The sequence below is a fragment of the Micromonospora sp. RL09-050-HVF-A genome (assembly GCF_019374995.1).
Classification (GTDB): domain Bacteria; phylum Actinomycetota; class Actinomycetes; order Mycobacteriales; family Micromonosporaceae; genus Micromonospora; species Micromonospora antibiotica.
Genome location: NZ_JAGKQP010000002.1, coordinates 4,668,599 through 4,688,468, shown reverse-complemented (window position 1 = coordinate 4,688,468; position 19,870 = coordinate 4,668,599). Strand labels below are relative to the sequence as shown.

Here is a 19,870-nt window from a genome sequence, read left to right as displayed (position 1 = left end):
CTCCTACCCGACGACCGCCGCCCTGGTCGGGCCGACCAGGGCGGCGGTCGCGTGCCACCCGGTGTCCGCGTGAAGCCGGCGACCGGTCACCCCCGTTTGAGTACGTGTGCCAGGTATTCCCTGCGGTGCAGCGGGGTTGCCGTCGGTGCGTGATCAGCGGCGGCCCGGGTCAGACCTTCGGGATGTCGTGCACCGGGGCGGTGACCACGATGGTCTTCGTCTGCGTGCCGTGCGCGTTGCGCGCCGTCAACGTGTAGGTGTGCCGCTGGATGTCGCCCTCCCGGCCCGAGCAGGGAAAGGTGAACTCCTCGCTGCCGGCCGACGGGTAGTCGTCGCGGTAGATGCCGGGGCCGTCGACCGACAGGGCCACCGAGGTCACGTTGCCGACCCGCCACTCCATCAGCACCCCGCCGCCGGCGATCGGGTTGACCGTGGTGCCGGCCGGGCAGCGCGGCTTGTCGGTGACCCGGAAGTAGCTGATGGTGGGGCCGCTCGCCTTCGTACCGGACTTGGCACCGCCGCTGTTCCCGCCGCCGCCGGTCGAAGGGCTGCCGGTGGGACCGGCGGTCGAAGGGCTGCCGGTGGGACCGGCGTCCTTGATCCCCACGCCCGGGGCCCCGCCGTCGGTGACCGTGCCGGTATCGCCGGAGCCGGTCCTCGCGTGGCCCGACCCCGCCGGGGTCCCTCGACACCCCTCGTGGTGGGGGCACAACCGCCGGCCGCGAGCACGACGGCAAAAGCAACGGCAGCGGTACGCAGCAGGGCACGACCGGGCATGACACTCCTCGACGGGGCGCCGCCACCAGGACGTCCGGGCGGGCTGACACCACGGTAGGAAGCCTCGGCAACACCGCCCCGAACTGCGCGAACACTCAGCAGGTCACCGCAGGCGGTCAGGGATTGGGGTGGTGGCGTGAGCTCAGCAGCGGGCTCAGCGCTCCAGGATGGCGGTGACGCCCTGCCCGCCGGCCGCGCAGATCGAGATCAGCCCCCGGCCGCCGCCCTTCTCGGCGAGCAACTTCGCCAGCGTCGCCACGATCCGGCCACCGGTGGCGGCGAACGGGTGCCCGGCGGCCAGCGACGAGCCGGTGACGTTGAGCCGGTCCCGGTCGATCGCGCCCAGCGGGGTGTCCCGCCCCAGCCGGTCCTTGCCGAACTCCGCCGACTCCCAGGCCGCCAGGGTGGCCAGCACCTGCGACGCGAACGCCTCGTGGATCTCGTAGAAGTCGAAGTCCTGGAGGGTCAGCCCGGCCCGGTCCAGCATCCGGGGCACCGCGTACGCGGGGGCCATCAGCAGCCCCTCGTCGCCGTGCACGAAGTCCACCGCCGCCGTCTCCGACCAGGAGAACCAGGCCAGTACGGGGAGTTGGTGCTCACGCGCCCACTGCTCGGAGGCGAGCAGCACGGTGGACGCCCCGTCGGTCAGCGGGGACGAGTTGCCGGCGGTCATGGTGGCCTGTTCGGCGTCCGGGCCCCGGGTGCCGAAGACCGGCCGGAGCGCGCCGAGCTTGTCCAGGCTGGTGTCGGCACGGAGGTTCTGGTCCCGGGTCAGCCCCAGGTAGGGCGTCATCAGGTCGTCGAAGAAGCCCCTGTCGTACGCGGCGGCGAGGCGCTGGTGCGAGCGCAGCGCCAACTCGTCCTGGGCCTGCCGGTCGATCTGCCAGCGCAGCGCCGTCCGGGCGGCGTGCTCGCCCATCGACAGCCCGGTGCGGGGCTCGGCGTTACGCGGCAGCTCGGGCCGGAACGGCTGGTGCGGGCGGAGCTTGGCGGCGATCTTCAGCCGCTCGCCGAGGGTCCGGGCGCTGTTGAGTTTGAGCAGGGTGCGACGCATGTCCTCGTTGATCGCCAGCGGTGCGTCGGAGGTGGTGTCGACGCCCCCGGCGATGCCCACGTCGAGCTGCCCGAGGGCGATCTTGTTGGCGACCAGGATCGCCGCCTCCAGGCCGGTGCCGCAGGCCTGCTGGATGTCGTACGCGGGGGTGTGCGGGTCGAGCTTCGAGCCGAGTACCACCTCGCGGGTCAGGTTGAAGTCCTTCGAGTGCTTGAGGACCGCCCCGGCGACCACCTCACCGACCCGTTGCCCGGCCAGTCCGAACCGGGCGATCAACCCGTCCAGCGCCGCGCCGAGCAGGTCCGCGTTGGACGCGCTGGCGTACCGGGAGTTGGACCGGGCGAAGGGGATGCGGTTGCCGCCGATGACCGCGACCCGCCGGATGCTCTGCACGATCCCGCCTCCGTTTCAGGACTTGCCCACAACCTACTGGCCAGTAGGCTACGCCCATGACCGACAGGTACGCGAGCTTCGTCCAATCGGGGGCCGGCCGCGCGCTGGTCAAGCGCCTCGGGCTGCCCGATCCACCGCGACTGCGCCGGCACAGCCCCGGCGACCCACTGCTGCCCGGCCCGGTCCTGCTCGGCGCGGCCACCGGCGGCCGACTCGCCGACCCGGTCGCCGCCATCCTCACCGCCGCCGGGGTCGACGTGAGCACCGGCACCACGCCACCCACCGCCGGGCACGACGACGCCGCCGCAGCCGACGGACCCGCAGGCCGGGACGAGCGGGCGGGGAACGGCGGCGCACCGCCCGGGGGCGGGACGTCCGCCCGGTTCGGGGCCCTGGTCTACGACGCCACCGGCATCACCGACTCCACCGGCCTGCGCCAGCTCTACGACTTCTTCCACCCGCAGGCCCGCGCGGTGCTGCCCAGCGGTCGGGTGATCGTGCTGGGCACCCCGCCGGCCGAGTGCGGCTCGCCCCGGGAGGCCACCGCCCAGCGGGCCCTGGAGGGACTGACCCGCAGCATCGGCAAGGAGTTCGGTCGGGGCGTCACCGCGCAACTGGTCCACGTCACCGCGACCGGTGACGCCGGCACCCCGACCAGCCTGGAGGCGACCCTGCGGTTCCTGCTCTCCGGCCGCTCCGCGTACGTCTCGGGGCAGGTGGTCCGGGTCGGCACCGGGCCGGCCGTCGTACCGGCGGACTGGAACCGGCCGCTGGCCGGGCAGGTGGTGCTGGTCACCGGCGCGGCCCGGGGCATCGGCGCGGCGGTCGCCCGGGTGCTCGCCCGCGACGGCGCGCAGGTCGTCGCGCTGGACGTCCCGGCGGCCGGGGACGCCCTCGCGGCGGTCGTCAACGAGATCGGCGGCACCGCCGTACAGCTCGATCTCACCACGGCGGACGCTCCCACCCGGCTCGCCGACCACCTGGCCGAGCGGCACGGGCGGGTCGACGTGGTGGTGCACAATGCCGGCATCACCCGCGACAAGACGCTGGGTCGGATGGACGCCGACCGGTGGGACGCGGTGCTCGACGTCAACCTCTCCAGTCAGGAACGGATCAACGACGTGCTGTTGGAACGGGAGTTGATCCCCGAGGGCGGCCGGCTGGTCGCCGTCTCGTCGATCGCCGGGATCGCCGGCAACCGGGGCCAGACCAACTACGCGACCAGCAAGGCCGGGGTGATCGGCCTGGTCGACTCGCTCGCCCCGGCGCTGGCCGGGCGGGGGATCAGCGTCAACGCGGTCGCCCCCGGCTTCATCGAGACCCGGCTGACCGCCCGTATTCCGCTGGTGGTCCGGGAGGCGGGTCGCCGGATGAACAGCCTGGCCCAGGGCGGCCTGCCGGTGGACGTCGCCGAGACGATCGGCTGGCTGGCCTGGCCGGCCTCGGGCGCGGTCAGCGGCAACGTGGTCCGGGTCTGCGGCCAGAGTCTGCTGGGGGCGTGATGGCGCGGCGCAGCAACCGACCCGAGGAGTCCGGCGACGGCGAACTGTCGGTCGGCGACCTCATCGAGGGGCCGACGGAGGTCATCTCACCGGCCGCGCTGGCCGCCGCCCGCACCGCCGGCCCGGGACCCGACCGCAGCGTCGACGAGACCCACGACCTGTCGGCGTACGCCACCGGGGGTCCGACCGCGGGGCACGCCGACGGGGACCTGGCGGCGCGGGCCGGGCGGGCCCGGGTGGAGTTGCCCGGTCTGCCCAGGCCGGGCATGCTCTACCGGCGGGCGTTGCGCGACGCGCTGCCCGGCATCGGCAGGTCCCGCCGGCCGGACGCCGCGCCCCCGGTCGAGTTGGCCGTCGCCGGGGTCACCGTCGACCGGGCCCACCTCGCCGGGTACGACCGGGTCTGCGGTTTCCGGCTGGCCGACACGCTGCCGGCGACCTACCCGCACGTGCTGGGGTTCCCGCTGGCGTTGCGGTTGATGACCCTGCCGGAGTTCCCGTTCCCGCTGGCCGGGGTGGTGCACGTGGGCAACCGGATCACCGTGCACCGCCCGGTCCGGGCCGACGAACCGTGGGACTTCGTCGCGTACGCCGAGAATCTCCGGCCGCATGCCCGGGGGCGGCAGGTCGACGTCGTCCTGGTCGGCTCGGTCGGTGGCGAGGAGGTGTGGCGCGGGGTGTCGACGTACCTCGGTCGGGAGCGCGGGGCCGGCGGGGGTGCCGGGCGCGACCCGGGTGGGCGCCCCGTGCCGCCGGCCGCCACCGCGCACTGGCGGCTCACCCCCCGCGTCGGTACGGAGTACGCCCGGATCTCCGGGGACCACAACCCGATCCACACCTCCCGGTTGGGGGCCCGGCTGTTCGGGTTCCCCCGGCCGATCGCGCACGGCATGTGGAGCAAGGCGCGCTGCCTGGCCGCCCTGGAGAGCCGGCTACCGGAGGCGTACACCGTGGAGGTGGGGTTCAAGCTGCCGGTGCCGCTGCCGTCGACGGTGGCGTTCAGCGCCGCCCCGGGCTGGGACTTCGCCCTGCACGACACCCGGACCGGACGCCCCCACCTGGTGGGCACCGTCCGCTGAACGACGCACGGCGGTTGCCCACCGCCGTTTCGTGAGCTAAGTTGTTCTCAGATCGAGTAATTCTCAACCTGAGAGGGACGCCGTGAACGAGCAGGACTTCCTCGCCGGATACGACCCCAGCGCCTACCCCTCGACCGCGATCACCGTGGACGTGGTGGCGCTGACCATCCGCGAGGGCGCGCTGCACCTGCTGCTGATCCGGCGTGGCCAACCCCCCTACCAGGGGCACTGGGCGCTGCCCGGCGGCTTCGTCCAGCCCGACGAGGACCTCACCACCGGGGCCCGCCGCGAACTCGCCGAAGAGACCGGCCTCGGTGGCGACCGGCTGCGCCGGGTCCACCTGGAACAACTCGCCAGCTACGGCGCCCCCGACCGGGACCCCCGGATGCGGATCGTCTCCGTCGCCCACCTCGCCTTCGCCCCCGACCTGCCCGACCCGGTCGCCGACAGCGACGCCGACGAGGCCGGGTGGCTGCCGGTCACCGCCCTGCCCAGCCGGCAGCTCGCCTTCGACCACGCCCGGATCGTCGACGACGGGCTGGAACGGGCCCGCTCCAAGCTCGAATACACCCCGCTGGCCACCCGCTTCCTCGGCCCCGAGTTCACCATCGCCGAGCTACGCGGCGTCTACGAGACGGTCTGGGGGCACCCGCTGCACGCCGGCAACTTCCACCGCAAGGTGCTCTCCGTCCCCGGCTTCGTCGAGAGCACCGGCGGCAACACCGAACGCGGCGGCGCCCGGGGCGGTCCCCGGGCCCGGCTCTACCGGGCCGGCGACGCCCGGCTGCTGCACCCGGCGCTGCTGCGCCCCGCCCGGGAGGAGACCGTCCGGTGAGGACCGACGAGGCGATCCGGCTGGTCGCGGCGGCCCGCACCGACGCCGACCTGTTCGGCGTCGACACCCCGGCGCAGCGCTACCGCGAGCTGGTCGCGGCCCTGCACCCCGACCGGCTGGGCGCGCTCGACCATCAGGTACGCGCCGCCGCCACCGACGCGTTCATCCAGGTCACCACCCGCTGGCAGGCCACCCGGACCCCGGCACCCGGCGACCCGACCGGCACCCCCGGCGACCCGACGGGCACCGCCGGCCGACAGGCACCGGACGGCCGCGCCGCCACCGACCCGGCCACCGTCGTGCTGGGGGGATACCGACTCGGGGCGCTCGCCCACGTCGGTGACCTCGCCGACCTCTACGACGTGGGGGCCGACCGCCTGCTCAAGCTGCCCCGCGACCCGGCCGACAACGACCTGCTGGCCCGCGAGGCGCACGCCCTGCGGCAGATCGAGGAACGCGGCGACCCGCGCCACCTGCCGTACGTGCCCCGGCTGGTCGACACCTTCCGGCACCGGGACGCCGCCAGCGGGGCCGAACGCCGGATCACCGTGCTCGCCGCCGTACCCGGGCTGCACGACCTCGACGCGGTACGCCGGGCGTACCCCGACGGGTTGGACGCCCGGGACGCGGCCTGGATGTGGCGGCGGCTGCTGGTCGCCCTCGGCCTGGCCCACCGGGCCGGCGTGGTGCACGGCGCGGTGCTCCCCCGGCACGTGCTGATCGAGCCGGACGCGCACGGCGTGGTGCTCGTCGACTGGTGCTTCTCCGCCGTCGACGGCGGCACCGTCCCGGCGCTGGTCCCCGGGCACGAGGACTGGTACCCGCCGGAGGTCACCGCGCGGCGGCCCGCCGGCCCCGGCACCGACCTGGCGATGGCCGCGGCGTGCATGAGCTGGCTGATGGGCGACCGTGCCCCCCGTGAACTACGCGCCTTCGCCGACGGCTGCCGCCGCCCGGCGCTGGCCGCCCGACCCGACGACGCCTGGCGACTGCTGGGCGAACTCGACGAGGTGCTCGACCGGCTCTACGGGCCGCGCACCTTCCGACCGTTCACCCTCAACCCCTAGGGAGGCTGCCATGGGCAGCGGAATCTGGTCCACCGACGTGTACGACGCCGCCGACCGCTACCGGAAGAAGAAGGGCACCAGCGCGTTCTCCTACAGCGACAGCGGGGCCCGCACCGTGCACCCGGCGCTCGACCCGCGCGACGCCCTGCGGGAGAGCCGCGACAACGCCGAGCACCCGCAGTCGACACCCATCGCGGTGCTGTTCGACGTGACCGGCTCGATGGGGCACGTGCCCCGTACCCTCCAGGCCAAGCTGCCGCAGCTGCTCGGGCTGCTGCTGCGCCAGGGCTACGCCCGCGACCCGCAGGTGATGTTCGGCGCGATCGGCGACGCCACCTGCGACCGGGTGCCGTTGCAGGTGGGGCAGTTCGAGTCGGACAACCGGATGGACGCCGACCTCGGCCGGATCGTGCTGGAGGGCGGCGGCGGCGGTCAGATGACCGAGTCGTACGAGCTGGCGATGTACTTCATGGCCCGGCACACGGTCACCGACAGTTGGGAGAAGCGCGGGCGGCGCGGCTACCTGTTCATCATCGGCGACGAGCTGGCGTACCCCCGGGTGAGCCGGCGGGAGGTGCGCCGGCTGATCGGCGACGACCTCGGCGAGGACGTGCCGCTGCGGCAGATCCTCGACGAGGTGACCCGCCGCTGGGACACCTACTACCTGCTCCCCGCCGGCAGCCACTACGCCGGCAACGCCAAGGTGCTCGACTTCTGGCGGGACCTGCTCGGGCAGCGCGCCGTCGTCCTCGACGACCTGGACGCGGTCTGCGAGACCATCGCGCTCACCGTCGGCCTCGGCGAGCAGGCCATCGACCTCGACGAGGGGCTGCGGGACCTCGACCGGGCCGGCTCCACCGCGGGCGGCACGGTGTCGAAGGCGCTGGCCCCGCTGGCCGGCGGCCGGCGTACCGAGGTCTCCACGCTGCCGGCCCCGACCGGGTCGCGCCACGCCGGTGGGGTGACCCGGCTGTGACCGACGTCCCCGCCCCCGCGACCCGGCGGCCCGGTCCGGGCCCGACGGGACCGGACGGGACCGGACCGGGCCGGCACGTGATCGTGGTCGATCTCGGTTACGGCGACGCCGGCAAGGGCACCGTCGTGGACTGGCTCTGCGCGACCCGCCACGTGCACACCGTGGTGCGGTTCAACGGGGGTGCGCAGGCCGCCCACAACGTGGTGCTGCCCGACGGCCGGCACCACACGTTCGCCCAGTTCGGGGCGGGGACGTTCCACCCGGGGGTTCGCACCCACCTGGCCCGGCAGCAGGTGGTGGACCCGCTGGCGCTGGCCGCCGAGGCCGACCACCTCGCCTCGGTCGGGGTACCCGACGCCCTCGACCGGCTCACCGTCGACGGGGAGGCGTTGCTGGCCACGCCGTACCACCGGGCCGCCAACCGGCTCCGGGAGATCGCCCGGGGGCCGCCCGGCACGGCTCCTGCGGGCTGGGGGTGGGCGAGTCCGTCCGGTACGGGCTCGCCCACCCCGACGAGGCGCCCCGGGTGGCCGACTGCCGGGACCCGGAACTGCTGCGCCGCCGGCTCACCGTGCTGCGGGACCGGCTGACCGCCGAACTCGGCCCGCTGGACGCCCCACCGGTGGCGGACTGCCTGCCCGCGTTCACCGGCTTCGCCGACCGGGTGGCGATCGTCGACCGGTCGTACCTGGCCGGGGTGCTGCGGGCGGGGACCTGCGTCTTCGAGGGGGCACAGGGGGTGCTGCTGGACGAGTGGCACGGCTTCCACCCGTACACCACGTGGAGCACCACCACCTTCGCCAACGCCGAGGCGCTGCTCGCCGAGGCGGGGGCGGCCGGGTCGGCGTACCGGCTGGGGGTGGTGCGGACGGTCACCACCCGGCACGGGCCCGGTCCGCTGGTCACCGAGGACCGGACCCTGCCGTTGACCGATCCGCACAACCCGACCAACCCGTGGCAGGGCCGGTTCCGCTTCGGCCACTTCGACGCCGTCGCCCACCGGTACGCCCTGGACGTGGCCGGTGGGGTGGACGGCCTCGCCCTCACCCACCTCGACCTGACCCACCCCGACCCGGCCCGCACCGATTCCGCCCGTCCCGCGCTGCGGCTCTGCCGCCGCTACGAGGACGTCGACCGGCTGCACCCCGGCCCGCCCGGCGACCTGGACCGGCAGGCGGCCCTCACCGCCCGCCTGCTGCGGACCCGCCCGGTGTACGACCCCACGCCCACCGACTGGCCGGCGGCGGTGGCCGGGGCGCTGGCCGCCCCGGTGGTGCTCACCTCGCACGGTCCCACCGCCGCCGACAAGCGGGAGCACACCCCGCCGTCCGGCGAGCCGCTCCCGGCCCCGACCAGCGACCAGGTCCCGCAGAAGACCTGATCCACCGGACCGGCCCGGCGGCCCTGACCCGGCGACTCCGCCCCGGCCCGCGGCCCTGATCCGGCGACTCGGCCCCGGGCCGGCGGCGCAGCGTCGAGCATGAGGGCATGCAGTCGGTGCTCGACCTGCTCCACCACACCGTCACCTCACCCTGGGTGTACCTGGTGATCTTCGTGGTGACCGCGGTCGACGCCTTCTTCCCGGCGGTGCCCGGCGAGACCGTCCTGATCACCGCCGGGGTGTTCGCGGCCAGCGGCGAGCCGAACCTCACCGCCGTGATCGCGGTGGCGGCCCTCGGCGCGCTCAGCGGCGACCACGTCTCGTACGGCATCGGTCGGGGCGGCGGCGCACACCGGCTGGCCCGGCTGCCCGACGGCAGCCGCCGCCGGAGCGGCTCGGACTGGGCCCGGCGGGCGGTGGACCGGCGGGGTGGCTCGATCCTCACCACCTCCCGCTTCGTCCCCGGCGGCCGGACCGCCGTCACCCTGACCATGGGTGCCGTCCGGTATCCGCTCCCCCGGTTCCTGGTCTTCGACGCCGTCGCCGCCGTCATCTGGAGCCTGTACTGCGGGCTGCTCGGCTATTTCGGCGGGCTGGCCTTCGAACGCGATCCGGTCCGGGGGCTGCTCGTCGGTGTCGGCCTCTCGCTGGCCGTGACCGGGTTGTTGGAGCTGGCCCGCTGGTGGCGTCTGCGGGCCCGCCGCCGCGCCGCCGGCCACCACTGACCAGTCCGGCCAGGTGGGGCCGGGAACGAGCCACGCACCGGCCCGGGGCCGGCGGGTGACGCGGTCGGTCCGGGCGTCCGGGCGTCCGGGGCCGGCGGGTGGTGTGATCGGTCCCGAGGTCCGGGCGTCCGGGGTCGGCGGGTGGGGCGGGTGGGGCGGTCAGTCCGTCGGGGGCCGCCAGGTGACGCCGTCGAGGAGTTGGGCCGCACCGAGCCAGGCGACGTTCATCATCTGGGTGGCGGTCTTCTCCGGCTCGGCCTCGGGGTGGTCGGCCAGCCAGTCGGCAAGCGACTCGCTCGCGCCGACCAGGGCGTACGCGACGACCTCCAGCTCGGTCGCGGCGACCTCCCGGCCCCGGGCGCGCAACGCGTGGTCGAGCATCCCGGCGACCACCTCGACCAGCCGGGCGCGCATCGCGGCCAGTTCGGTGGCGAACGGTTGGGAGCCCCGGGCCTGCCGGTAGAGCACCGCCCAGCCGTCGCGATGCGCCCCGACGAAGCCGAAGAAGGCCCGCAGCCCACGCCAGAGCCGCTGGTCGGGCGGGAGGTCGGGGGCGGCGGCCCCCGCGATGGCCAGCATCATCCGGGCGGTCTCCCGGTGCAGGCAGGCGATGAACAGCTCCTCCTTGGTGCCGAGGTAGGCGTAGACCATCGGCTTGGAGATGCCCGCGTCCTCGGCGATCTCGTCCATGCTGGCGGCGTGGAAGCCGCGTCGGGAGAAGACCTTGACGGCCGCGTCGAGCATCTGCTGCTCGCGTACGGCCCGGGGGAGGCGCTTGAAGCTGGGTGTGCTGGACACTCTTGCGAGCATACCTACTCGTGCGTAAGGTTACGCTTGAGTAACCAAAATCGTCCGCCCCGAGAGGTGCCACTCCCATGACTGACTTCGACCCGGCCAACTTCGCCAACTTCGGCCCCAAGGAGTTCGCCCAGCTGGTCAAGTCCACCCCGGACGACAAGATCGCCGAGGTGATGTCCGGCGACCTGCGCGGCAAGGTGCTCAGCGAGGTCTTCGGTCGGATGCCGCAGATTTTCCGCGCCGACCGCGCCGGCACCACCAGCGCCGTCATCCACTGGAACATCACCGGCCGGCCCGACGGTGGCACCGACACCTACGAGATCGTCATCGCCGACGGCACCTGCACCGTCAACGAGCCGCCGCAGCACGACCCCAAGCTCGCCCTCACCATGGGCCCGGTCGAGTTCCTGAGGATCGTCTCCGGTGGGGCCAACCCGGTGATGATGTTCATGACCGGCAAGCTGAAGGCCAAGGGCGACCTGGGCCTGGCCGCCAACATCGCCAACCTGTTCGACATCCCCAAGGCCTGACGATGGCCGAGTTCTCGCTCGACCTGAACGAGGAACAGCGGGATCTGCGGGACTGGGTGCACGGCTTCGCCGCCGAGGTCGTGCGCCCGGCCGCCGCCGAGTGGGACGCCCGGGAGGAGACCCCCTGGCCGATCATCCAGGAGGCGGCGAAGATCGGCCTGTACGGCTTCGAGTTCCTCGCCACCTGCTGGGCCGACCCCACCGGGCTGTCCCTGCCGATCGCCAGTGAGGAACTCTTCTGGGGCGACGCCGGCATCGGGCTGAGCCTCTTCGGCAGTTCGCTCGCCGTCGCCGCCATCTACGGCACCGGCACCCCCGACCAGATGGTCGAATGGGTGCCGCAGTGCTTCGGCACCGTCGACGCCCCCGCCGTCGCCGCGTTCTGCACCACCGAACCGGAGGCCGGCTCCGACGTCTCCGCCATGCGCAGCAGAGCCGTCTACGACGAGGCCACCGACGAGTGGGTACTGACCGGGCAGAAGGCGTACGCCACCAACGGCGGGATCGCCGGGGTGCACGTGGTCACCGCCTCCGTCGACCCCGAACTGGGCTCCCGTGGGCAGGCCGCGTTCGTCGTACCGCCGGGGACGGCCGGGCTGCACGCGACCCGCAAGCTCAAGAAGCTGGGCCTGCGCGCCTCGCACACCGCCGACGTCTTCCTCGACGACGTCCGGGTGCCCGGGCGCTGCCTGCTCGGCGGGAAGGACGCGCTGGACGAACGGCTGGCGCGGGCCCGGTCCGGCCAGCGGGCCAGCGGCCAGGCCGCGATGCGCACCTTCGAGCTGTCCCGGCCGACCGTCGGCGCGCAGGCGCTCGGCGTCGCCCGCGCCGCCTACGAGTACGCCCTCGACTACGCCAAGGACCGGGTCCAGTTCGGCCGGCCGATCATCGCCAACCAGGCCGTCGCGTTCGCCCTGGCCGACATGAAGATGGAGATCGACGCCGCCCGACTGCTGGTCTGGCGGGCCTCCTGGATGGGCCGCAACAACCGGCCGTTCACCGCTGGCGAAGGCTCGATGTCCAAACTCAAGGCGGGTGAGGTGGCCGTCTCGGTGACCGACCGGGCCGTGCAGCTCCTCGGCGGGGCGGGCTTCCTGCGCGACCACCCGGTCGAACGCTGGTACCGGGACGCCAAGATCTACACCATCTTCGAGGGCACCTCCGAGATCCAACGGCTGGTCATCTCCCGCGCCATCTCCGGCGTCCAGATCCGCTGACCGTCGCCACCGGTCGACCGCCCCGTCACCGCCCGTCCACCATGGGCGACGTCGACTGGGCGGTCGGCCGGCGACGACGCATGATCGGAAAGGAATCCCTGGTGAGGGCCCCGGCCGGCCCCACGTCGTACCCCGAAGGAGGTCGCCGGATGGACCTGCCGTTCATCGTGGCCACACTGACCAGGCGGGGACTGCTCACCCCCGGGCACCCCGTCCGGGTCGCCTCGCAACTCGCCGCGCTGCGCCAGTGGGGCTGGGGCATGGCCGGCGAACTACGGCAGGCCGCCGCCCGCGACCCGGGCCGGGTCGCCGTCGTCGACGAGCACGGCCACGAACTCACCTACCGGGAACTGCTCGACCGGGCCGAACGACTGGCCCGGTCGATGCGCAGCGTGCTCGGCGTACAGGCCGGGGACCGGGTCGGGTTGCTGTGCCGCAACCACCACGGGCTCATCGAGGGCATCGTCGCGGCCACCCTGCTCGGCGCCGACGCGGTGCTGGTCAACAGCGGACTGTCCGCCGCGCAACTCGCCACCGTCGCCGAGGAGCAACGGCTACGGCTGCTGGTGCACGACACCGAGTTCGCCGAGCGGGTCCTCGGCGTCCCCGCCGAGGTGCACCGGGTCGACGAAGCCGGCCTCGACGCCCTGATCGCCGCCGCGCTCCCCGCCGACCGGCTCACCCCGCCCGCCCACGACGGCCGGACCATCGTGCTGACCTCCGGCACCACCGGCACACCCAAGGGTGCCCGCCGGCCCGTCCCGACCGGCTTCGGCCCGCTGGTGTCCATCATCGACCGCATCCCGCTGCACACCCACGACACCGTGCTGGTCGCCGCCCCGATCTTCCACACCTGGGGGTACGCGGCACTCCAGGTCGCCTTCGCGCTGCGCGCCACCATCGTGCTGCACCGCCGGTTCGACCCGGCCGCCACGCTGGACGCGCTCGTGACCCACCGGTGCCAGGCGCTGTTCGCCGTACCGGTGATGCTGCAACGCCTGCTCGACGTGCCGCCACCGGAGCCCCGGCCGGCGCTGAAGGTGGTCGCGGTCAGCGGCTCGGCGCTGCCCGGCAACCTCACCACCCGGTTCATGGACACCTACGGCGACGTCCTCTACAACCTGTACGGCTCGACGGAGGTCTCCTGGGCCGCCATCGCCGGCCCCGCCGAGCTGCGCCAGGCCCCCACCACCGCCGGTCGCCCCCCGCACGGCACCCGACTGGAGATCCTCGGCGACGACGGGAAGCCGGTGCCGGCCGGGCGGGTCGGCCGGATCTTCGTCGGCAACGAGATGCTGTTCGAGGGCTACACCTCGGGGGCCCGCCGGGAGACCCACGACGGGCTGCTCGACACCGGCGACCTCGGCCGGGTCAACGCCGACGGGCTGGTCTTCGTCGACGGCCGGGCCGACGACATGATCGTCTCCGGTGGGGAGAACGTGTTCCCGTCCGAGTTGGAGGACCTGCTCGCCCGGCTGCCGCAGGTCCGCGAGGCCGCCGTGCTCGGCGTACCCGATCCGGAGTACGGGCAACGGCTCGCCGCGTTCCTCGCCCTGCACCCCGGCGAGACCCTCGACCCCGAGGCGGTACGCGAGTACGTCCGGCACTACCTGGCCCGGTTCTCCGTACCCCGGGATGTGATCTTCGTGAAGTACCTGCCGCGCAACGCCACCGGCAAGGTGCTCACCCGGGAACTCCGCCGCTACTACGGCTGACCTGTCCCTGACCTCGTCGGGCGACGGTCTGCGGGCAGGGTAGACCTGGGTGCCGGGCGGGTTCCGGGCGCGGGCACGGGCACGGTGGACGCTCGGTGGGCCGTCGACCCCGGGGTGGTCTCCCCGAGCCGACGATCCGGGTGCCGTGGGGGGCTGTCCCCGATGCCGTCGCTCCCCGTGACCGGCAGGCTCGACACCATGAAGATCATGAATCGGCGTACGGTCCTCGTCGCCACCACGCTCGGCGCCCTGCTCGGCGTCACGGCACCCGGGACGCTCGCCTTCGCCGCTCCCACCTCCACCGTCGGTGACCGGCACGCAGCTCCAGGCTGCCGGCCCGGCACCCTCGACCCGACCCCCGTCCGGCAGGCGATAGCCGGACTGCCCGACGCCGACGCCACCAGCGCCCAGGTCAGGATCACCACGCCGGACGGCTGCTGGACCGGCACCACCGGCGTACGGGACCTGCGCAGCCAGCAACCCGTACCGCCACACGCCCGGTTCCGGGTCGGCAGCGTCACCAAGACCTTCACCGCGGCCATGGTGCTGCAACTCGTGGCCGAACGCCGGCTCGACCTCGACGCGTCGGTGCAGCGGCTCCTGCCAGGGCTGCTCCCCGCCGACTACCCGACGGTCAGCGTCCGGCAGCTGCTCGACCACACCAGCGGCCTACCCAGCCCCAGCGTGCCGGACGACATCGAGTGGCAACTCGCCCACCGGTACGACAGGTGGACCCCGCAACAGCTGGTCCGGCTCGGCCTCGACAACCCCCGCGAGTTCGACCCCGGCACGAGGCAGCACTACACCAACATGGGCTACATCGTCGCCGGGCTGCTCATCGAGAAGGTCACCGGCCACCCGTACGCGACGGAACTGGACCGGCGCATCGCCCGACCGCTCGGCCTGCGCGACACCTACGCACCGGGCGACGACCCCCGCCTCCGGGGCCCGCACGCCCACGGCTACCAGGCAGTCGACCGGGATGGCCGGACGGAACTGGTGGACGTCACCACCTGGAGCCAGACCTTCACCCCGGCCGCCGGCAACATCATATCCAGTCTCATCGACCTGGACACCTTCCTCACCGCGCTCTTCGCCGGTCGGGTGGTGCCGGCGGCCCAGCTCAGCACGATGTTCACCCTGCCCGGAGTGCCGGACGTGAGCGGTGGGCCGGCCCGCTACAGCGCCGGGCTCACCGCGTTCCCGCTGCCCGACGGCGAAACCCTGTGGATCAAGACCGGCTCCCGGTACGGCTACCTCGCCGGGACCGCCTCCACCCGGGACGGCCGCTTCCGGGTGGAATACTCGATCACCAGCACCGACGCCAAGGGCGAGGAACTCAGCGCCACCGCCCAACGGGTCATCGCCGCCGCCCTGTCCCTGCTCTGACCGCCGACCCGACGGGGCACGACCCGGCCAGCGACGGGTCCGTCGCCGGGACGGTGAACTGGTCGCCGGCCCGGGAACGGGTCGGCCCCGCCCGGAGTCCACCGGCCCAGGCGGCTCCCTGGCCGTCGATCGCGGTGGCGGTCGGCCTCGGGAGAGTGATCCGACCGCTGGCCCGGGCACGATCCATCGCGCCCGGCGTCGGGCGGGCGCTGGGGCAGCCGCCCCGGCTGTGGTCAGTCCGGGACGGTGATCCGGCCGTCGATCGCGGTGGCGGCGATGTCGTTGCGGTGGTGCGAGCCGGCCAACTCGATGCCGCGTACCAGGGCGTAGGCGGCATCGCGGGCGGCGGTCAGGTCCGGGCCGGTGGCCGTACCGCAGAGGACCCGGCCGCCGGCGGAGACCAACGCGCCGTCGGCGGCCCGGCGGGCGGTGCCGGCGTGAATGACGCCCGGGTGGTCGGCACCGGTGATCACGTCACCGGTACGTGGGGTCGCCGGGTAACCCTCGGCGGCCACCACCACGGTGACGGCCGCACCGTCGCGCCACCGCAGCGGCGGGTGCGCGGCCAGCGTGCCCGTCGCGGCGGCGTGCAGCAGCCCACCGAGCGGGGTCTGCAGCAACGCCAGCACCACCTGGGTCTCCGGGTCACCGAAGCGGGCATTGAACTCGATCACCCGGGGGCCGGCGGCGGTCAGCGCCAACCCGACATAGAGCAGGCCGGCGAACGGGGTGCCCCGGCGGCGCATCTCGGCAAGCGTCGGGTGGACCACGTCGGCCAGCACCTCGTCGACCAGGCCCGGCGGTGCCCACGGCAGCGGCGCGTACGCCCCCATGCCGCCGGTGTTCGGACCGGCATCGCCGTCGCCGACCCGCTTGAAATCCTGCGCCGGCAACAACGGCAGGGCCGCCTCACCGTCGGTCACCACGAACAGGGAGACCTCGGGCCCGGACAGGTACTCCTCGATCACCACCCGGCCGCACTCCTGCGCGTGCCGCAACGCGACGTCCCGGTCGTCGGTGACCACCACGCCCTTGCCGGCGGCCAGCCCGTCGTCCTTCACCACGTACGGCGTGCCGAACTCGTCCAGCGCCCGCCCGACGCTCTCCGCATCCGTGCAGGTGTACGCGCGGGCGGTCGGCACCCCGGCCGCCGTCATGATCTCCTTGGCGAAGGTCTTGGAACCCTCCAGCCGGGCCGCCTCGGCCGACGGACCGAACACGGGGACGCCCTTGGCGCGTACCGCGTCGGCCACCCCGGCGACAAGCGGGGCCTCCGGCCCGATCACCACCAGGTCGGCACCGACCTCCACCGCCAACCCGGCCACCGCGGCGGGATCGACGGCATCGACCTGCCGCAGCTCCGCCACACCCGCGATCCCCGGGTTACCGGGTGCCGCGAACAGGACCTCGACCGCCGGATCCTCGACCAACCCCAGCGCGAGCGCATGCTCCCGCCCGCCACCACCCAGAAGAAGTACGCGCACGGCGACGAATCCTACCCACCCCACCCCCACCCCACCGTGCCTCGCCCCACCCGCCCCACTCCCGCCCCCGCCCCGCCCCGCCTCCACCTCACCCCCGCCTCGCCCCCACCCCGGCCCCCACCTCACCCCCGCCTCGCCGCCACCTCACCCCCGCCTCGCCGCCACCTCACCCCCGCCTCGCCCCGGTGATCAAGAGGTTTGCGTCAGATTGGAGATCAACTTTGACGCAAACCTCTTGATCAGCCGACGCAAACCTCTTGATCACCGGCTAGGGCGGGTGGGGCGGGTGAGGGCAGCGGGCGGGGTGGGGTGGGGTGGGGCTCGATGGGGTGGGGCCCGGCGGAGTGGGGCCCGGCGGAGTGGGGGCCCGGCGGGGTGGGTGGAATCCGGTGTGGGACGGGGTCAGTGTGGGGATTCGGGGTGGGGCGGGGTGCGGGTGAGGGACATGGCATGGCGGACGGTGTGGGGAATGTAGTCCGGGCGGAGCGCGTCGGACCAGGTGAAGCGGAGGATCCGCCACCCCGCGTTGATCAGACGGTTCTGTCGGCGACGGTCGGCGAAGAGTGCCTCGGGGGTGCCGTGCGGGGCGGCACCGTCGGCCTCGGCGATCAGCCGCGCGGCCCGCCAGCCGAGGTCACCGATGCCGAGCAGGTGCCCGTCCTCGTCCCGGACCTCCTGTTGCAGGGTGTCGGGCGGGACTCCACCGTCCACGCAACGCAAGCGTGACCAGGTCTCCAGTGGTGACTGGGCGCGTCCGTCCACCTCGGCGAGGTGACTGCGGGCCGCCGGGGCACCTCGCCGGCCCCGGATGAGCGTCGGTGCGCTGGCCAGGTCCTCCGGGGTGACGAGTCCGCGGTTCAGTGCCGAGTCGAGCACGGACACCGCCGGGTACCGGTCGAGCCGGAGAATCATGTCCGTCACGGTGCGCAACGGCGAGGTCGTGAGGATGCCATCCACCTCGGCGAGGTCGCCCGGGGCCACAGTGAACTGGTGGACGACGAGCGTGGGGTCGGTGTGCCGTTGCGGTCGGGGTCGGTCCACCGGCACCGAGACGTGGACCGCGGGTCGGCGTGGCCCGGCGATGTCGTGCAGCAGGAGGGCGCTGTCGAGGACGGCGAAGGCGTCAGGGCCGAGGCTCGTCACTGCCGCCCGGATGCGGGCCCGCCGGGCGACCGCGTCCGGTGGCCGCCCGGTGGGTGCGTAACAACCACGGGACAGGCGCGTCCACCGGCCGGAGCGGCAGAGCTGCCGGACATGGTCCCGGGTCAGCCCGGCCGCGAGGGCCTGCGTCGTGGTGACCATCCCGTCCTGCCTGAGGGCGATCCGACGGAGAGTTTCGAGCGGCATCACCCCGCCACCCTCACGCCCCACCCACCCCCACTTCCACCCCTGTGGATAAACCTGTGGACAACCCCCGGGTTTCCACAGGTGATCAAGAGCTTTACGTCAACGAAAGGCGAATTCGTGACGCAAACCTCTTGATCACCGGGGGCAGAGCGGGACCGCGACGGGGGGAGGGCGGGGAAGGGAGGGGGATGTTAGGGGAGGAGGGGGTGGCGGACTACGTTTTCCTCGCGGCCGGGGCCCACGCCCACCACGCTGACGCGGGTGCCGGTGAGTTCCTCGATGCGGGCGATGTAGCGGCGGGCGTTGTCCGGCAGCTCGTCCTCGGTACGGGCCTTGCTGATGTCCTCCCACCAACCGTCGTGCTCTTCGTAGATCGGGGTGGCGTGGTGGAAGTCGGTCTGGGTCATCGGCATGTCGTCGAAACGCTCGCCGTTGATCTCGTACCCGATGCAGAGCGGGACCTTGGGCAGGCCGGTGAGCACGTCCAGCTTGGTGATCACCAGGTCGGTGACGCCGTTGAGGCGGCAGGAGTACCGGGCGACGACGGCGTCGAACCAGCCGCAGCGGCGTTCCCGGCCGGTGGTGGTGCCGTATTCGTGGCCGACCTTGCGCAGGTGCTGGCCGTTGTCGTCGAACAGCTCGGTCGGGAACGGACCGGACCCCACCCGGGTGGTGTACGCCTTGCTCACCGCGATGACCCCGGTGATCGCGGTCGGCGGGATGCCCGCACCCACGCACGCCCCACCGGCCGTCGGGTTCGACGAGGTGACGAAGGGGTACGTGCCGTGGTCCATGTCGAGCATGGTGGCCTGGGCACCCTCCAGCAGCACCGTCTCGCCCCGGTCGAGGGCGTCCCAGAGCATCACCCGGGTCTCGGCGATGTACGGCCGCAGCCGCTCCGCGTACCGCAGGTACTCCTCGACGGTCTCCTCGACGTCGATCGCCTTGCGGTTGTAGACCTTGAACAGCAGCTGGTTCTTCTCACGCAGCGCGAGTTCCAGCTTCTTGCGCAGGATGCCCGGGTCGAGCAGGTCCTGGAGCCGGATGCCCATCCGGGCGACCTTGTCGCCGTAGGCCGGGCCGATGCCGCGCCCGGTGGTGCCGATCCGGGCGGACCCGAGGTAGCGCTCCACCACCCGGTCCAGCGCCCGGTGGTGCGGCATGATCAGGTGCGCGTCGCCGGAGATCCTCAGCCGGGACACGTCCACCCCGCGCTCGGCAAGCCCGTCGATCTCGGCGAGCAGCACCTTCGGATCGACCACCACCCCGTTGCCGATGACGATCATGGCGCTCGGGGAGAGCGCACCTGACGGCATCAGGTGCAGCGCGTACTTCTGCCCGTCCGGGGTGATCACGGTGTGGCCGGCGTTGTTGCCGCCGGAGTAGCGCACGACGTAGTCGACCCGCTCACCCAGCAGGTCGGTAACCTTGCCCTTGCCCTCGTCGCCCCACTGAGCACCGATGAGCACGATCGCTGGCATCTTTTCCGCCTCCAGAAGGCTCGGGTGCCAGGTGGCGACCGGTTGGCGAGCCCGGGGTGTCAGGCTAACAAGTAGGAACGGCGTGGCCAGCAGGGGTTCGCGTCGAAGGTCAGGAGGCCC

At 73.4% G+C, this 19,870-nt stretch carries 16 protein-coding genes and 1 pseudogene; 11 read left to right on the top strand and 6 right to left on the bottom strand.

Annotation, left to right across the window (positions count from 1 at the left end; all coding sequences use genetic code 11):
- Nucleotides 1–169: 169 nt before the first annotated feature.
- Both J7462_RS20640 and J7462_RS20635 read right to left on the bottom strand, forming a co-directional pair.
- The gene (locus J7462_RS20640) at nt 170–607 is read right to left on the bottom strand and encodes a hypothetical protein (RefSeq protein WP_219465570.1); all 438 of its coding nucleotides are present in this window, start codon (nt 605–607) and stop codon (nt 170–172) included.
- Between the two features lie 324 nt (nt 608–931).
- Nucleotides 932–2,224: an acetyl-CoA C-acetyltransferase gene (locus J7462_RS20635; RefSeq protein WP_219465569.1), complete on the bottom strand. Its 1,293-nt coding sequence runs from the start codon at nt 2,222–2,224 to the stop codon at nt 932–934.
- 56 nt (nt 2,225–2,280) lie between these two features.
- Between J7462_RS20635 and J7462_RS20630 the strand changes: the two genes are divergently transcribed.
- The 7 genes and pseudogenes from J7462_RS20630 (at nt 2,281) to J7462_RS20600 (ending at nt 9,789) form a co-directional block, all read left to right on the top strand.
- Nucleotides 2,281–3,726: a 3-oxoacyl-ACP reductase gene (locus J7462_RS20630; RefSeq protein WP_219465568.1), complete on the top strand. Its 1,446-nt coding sequence runs from the start codon at nt 2,281–2,283 to the stop codon at nt 3,724–3,726.
- Complete coding sequence (locus J7462_RS20625; protein ID WP_219470521.1) at nt 3,726–4,805, top strand: MaoC/PaaZ C-terminal domain-containing protein; 1,080 nt, start codon at nt 3,726–3,728, stop codon at nt 4,803–4,805. Before J7462_RS20630 ends, J7462_RS20625 begins: the two co-directional genes overlap by 1 nt.
- Nucleotides 4,806–4,887: 82 nt before the next feature.
- A complete protein-coding gene (locus J7462_RS20620; protein ID WP_208565336.1) occupies nt 4,888–5,640 on the top strand; it encodes an NUDIX domain-containing protein in 753 nt (250 codons plus the stop codon).
- Nucleotides 5,637–6,707 carry a serine/threonine protein kinase gene (locus J7462_RS20615; RefSeq protein ID WP_219465567.1) on the top strand — a complete coding sequence of 357 codons (1,071 nt, stop codon included), beginning with the start codon at nt 5,637–5,639 and terminating at the stop codon, nt 6,705–6,707. The genes J7462_RS20620 and J7462_RS20615 overlap by 4 nt, the downstream gene beginning before the upstream one ends.
- A 10-nt stretch (nt 6,708–6,717) precedes the next feature.
- Nucleotides 6,718–7,683 carry a hypothetical protein gene (locus J7462_RS20610; RefSeq protein ID WP_219465566.1) on the top strand — a complete coding sequence of 322 codons (966 nt, stop codon included), beginning with the start codon at nt 6,718–6,720 and terminating at the stop codon, nt 7,681–7,683.
- An 80-nt stretch (nt 7,684–7,763) separates the two neighbouring features.
- Nucleotides 7,764–9,064, top strand: a pseudogene (locus tag J7462_RS33005) (adenylosuccinate synthetase).
- Nucleotides 9,065–9,171: 107 nt separating this feature from the next.
- Nucleotides 9,172–9,789, top strand: coding sequence for a DedA family protein (locus tag J7462_RS20600; RefSeq protein WP_219465565.1), 618 nt, complete (start codon nt 9,172–9,174; stop codon nt 9,787–9,789).
- A gap of 159 nt (nt 9,790–9,948) precedes the next feature.
- Here the strand turns inward: J7462_RS20600 and J7462_RS20595 are convergent, their stop codons facing one another.
- Entirely contained in the window at nt 9,949–10,587 is a 639-nt protein-coding gene (locus J7462_RS20595; protein ID WP_219465564.1) for a TetR/AcrR family transcriptional regulator, read from the bottom strand.
- A gap of 77 nt (nt 10,588–10,664) precedes the next feature.
- Here J7462_RS20595 and J7462_RS20590 point away from each other — a divergent pair, with 77 nt between their 5' ends.
- The 4 genes from J7462_RS20590 (at nt 10,665) to J7462_RS20575 (ending at nt 15,438) form a co-directional block, all read left to right on the top strand.
- A complete protein-coding gene (locus tag J7462_RS20590) occupies nt 10,665–11,117 on the top strand; it encodes an SCP2 sterol-binding domain-containing protein (protein ID WP_208565327.1) in 453 nt (150 codons plus the stop codon).
- Nucleotides 11,118–11,119: 2 nt separating this feature from the next.
- Complete coding sequence (locus J7462_RS20585) at nt 11,120–12,334, top strand: acyl-CoA dehydrogenase family protein (protein ID WP_219465563.1); 1,215 nt, start codon at nt 11,120–11,122, stop codon at nt 12,332–12,334.
- A gap of 149 nt (nt 12,335–12,483) precedes the next feature.
- Nucleotides 12,484–14,049: an AMP-binding protein gene (locus tag J7462_RS20580; protein WP_219465562.1), complete on the top strand. Its 1,566-nt coding sequence runs from the start codon at nt 12,484–12,486 to the stop codon at nt 14,047–14,049.
- Nucleotides 14,050–14,247: 198 nt separating this feature from the next.
- Nucleotides 14,248–15,438 (top strand): serine hydrolase, encoded by a 1,191-nt coding sequence (locus tag J7462_RS20575; protein ID WP_219465560.1) that lies wholly within the window; start codon nt 14,248–14,250, stop codon nt 15,436–15,438.
- Between the two features lie 233 nt (nt 15,439–15,671).
- Here the strand turns inward: J7462_RS20575 and purD are convergent, their stop codons facing one another.
- The 3 genes from purD to J7462_RS20560 all read right to left on the bottom strand — a co-directional run bounded on the left by purD (nt 15,672) and on the right by J7462_RS20560 (nt 19,750).
- Complete coding sequence (gene purD / locus J7462_RS20570) at nt 15,672–16,922, bottom strand: phosphoribosylamine--glycine ligase (RefSeq protein WP_219465558.1); 1,251 nt, start codon at nt 16,920–16,922, stop codon at nt 15,672–15,674.
- A gap of 402 nt (nt 16,923–17,324) precedes the next feature.
- Nucleotides 17,325–18,269 carry a type IV toxin-antitoxin system AbiEi family antitoxin domain-containing protein gene (locus J7462_RS20565; RefSeq protein WP_219465556.1) on the bottom strand — a complete coding sequence of 315 codons (945 nt, stop codon included), beginning with the start codon at nt 18,267–18,269 and terminating at the stop codon, nt 17,325–17,327.
- A gap of 191 nt (nt 18,270–18,460) precedes the next feature.
- A complete protein-coding gene (locus J7462_RS20560; RefSeq protein ID WP_208565321.1) occupies nt 18,461–19,750 on the bottom strand; it encodes an adenylosuccinate synthase in 1,290 nt (429 codons plus the stop codon).
- Between the last annotated feature and the right edge of the window lie 120 nt (nt 19,751–19,870).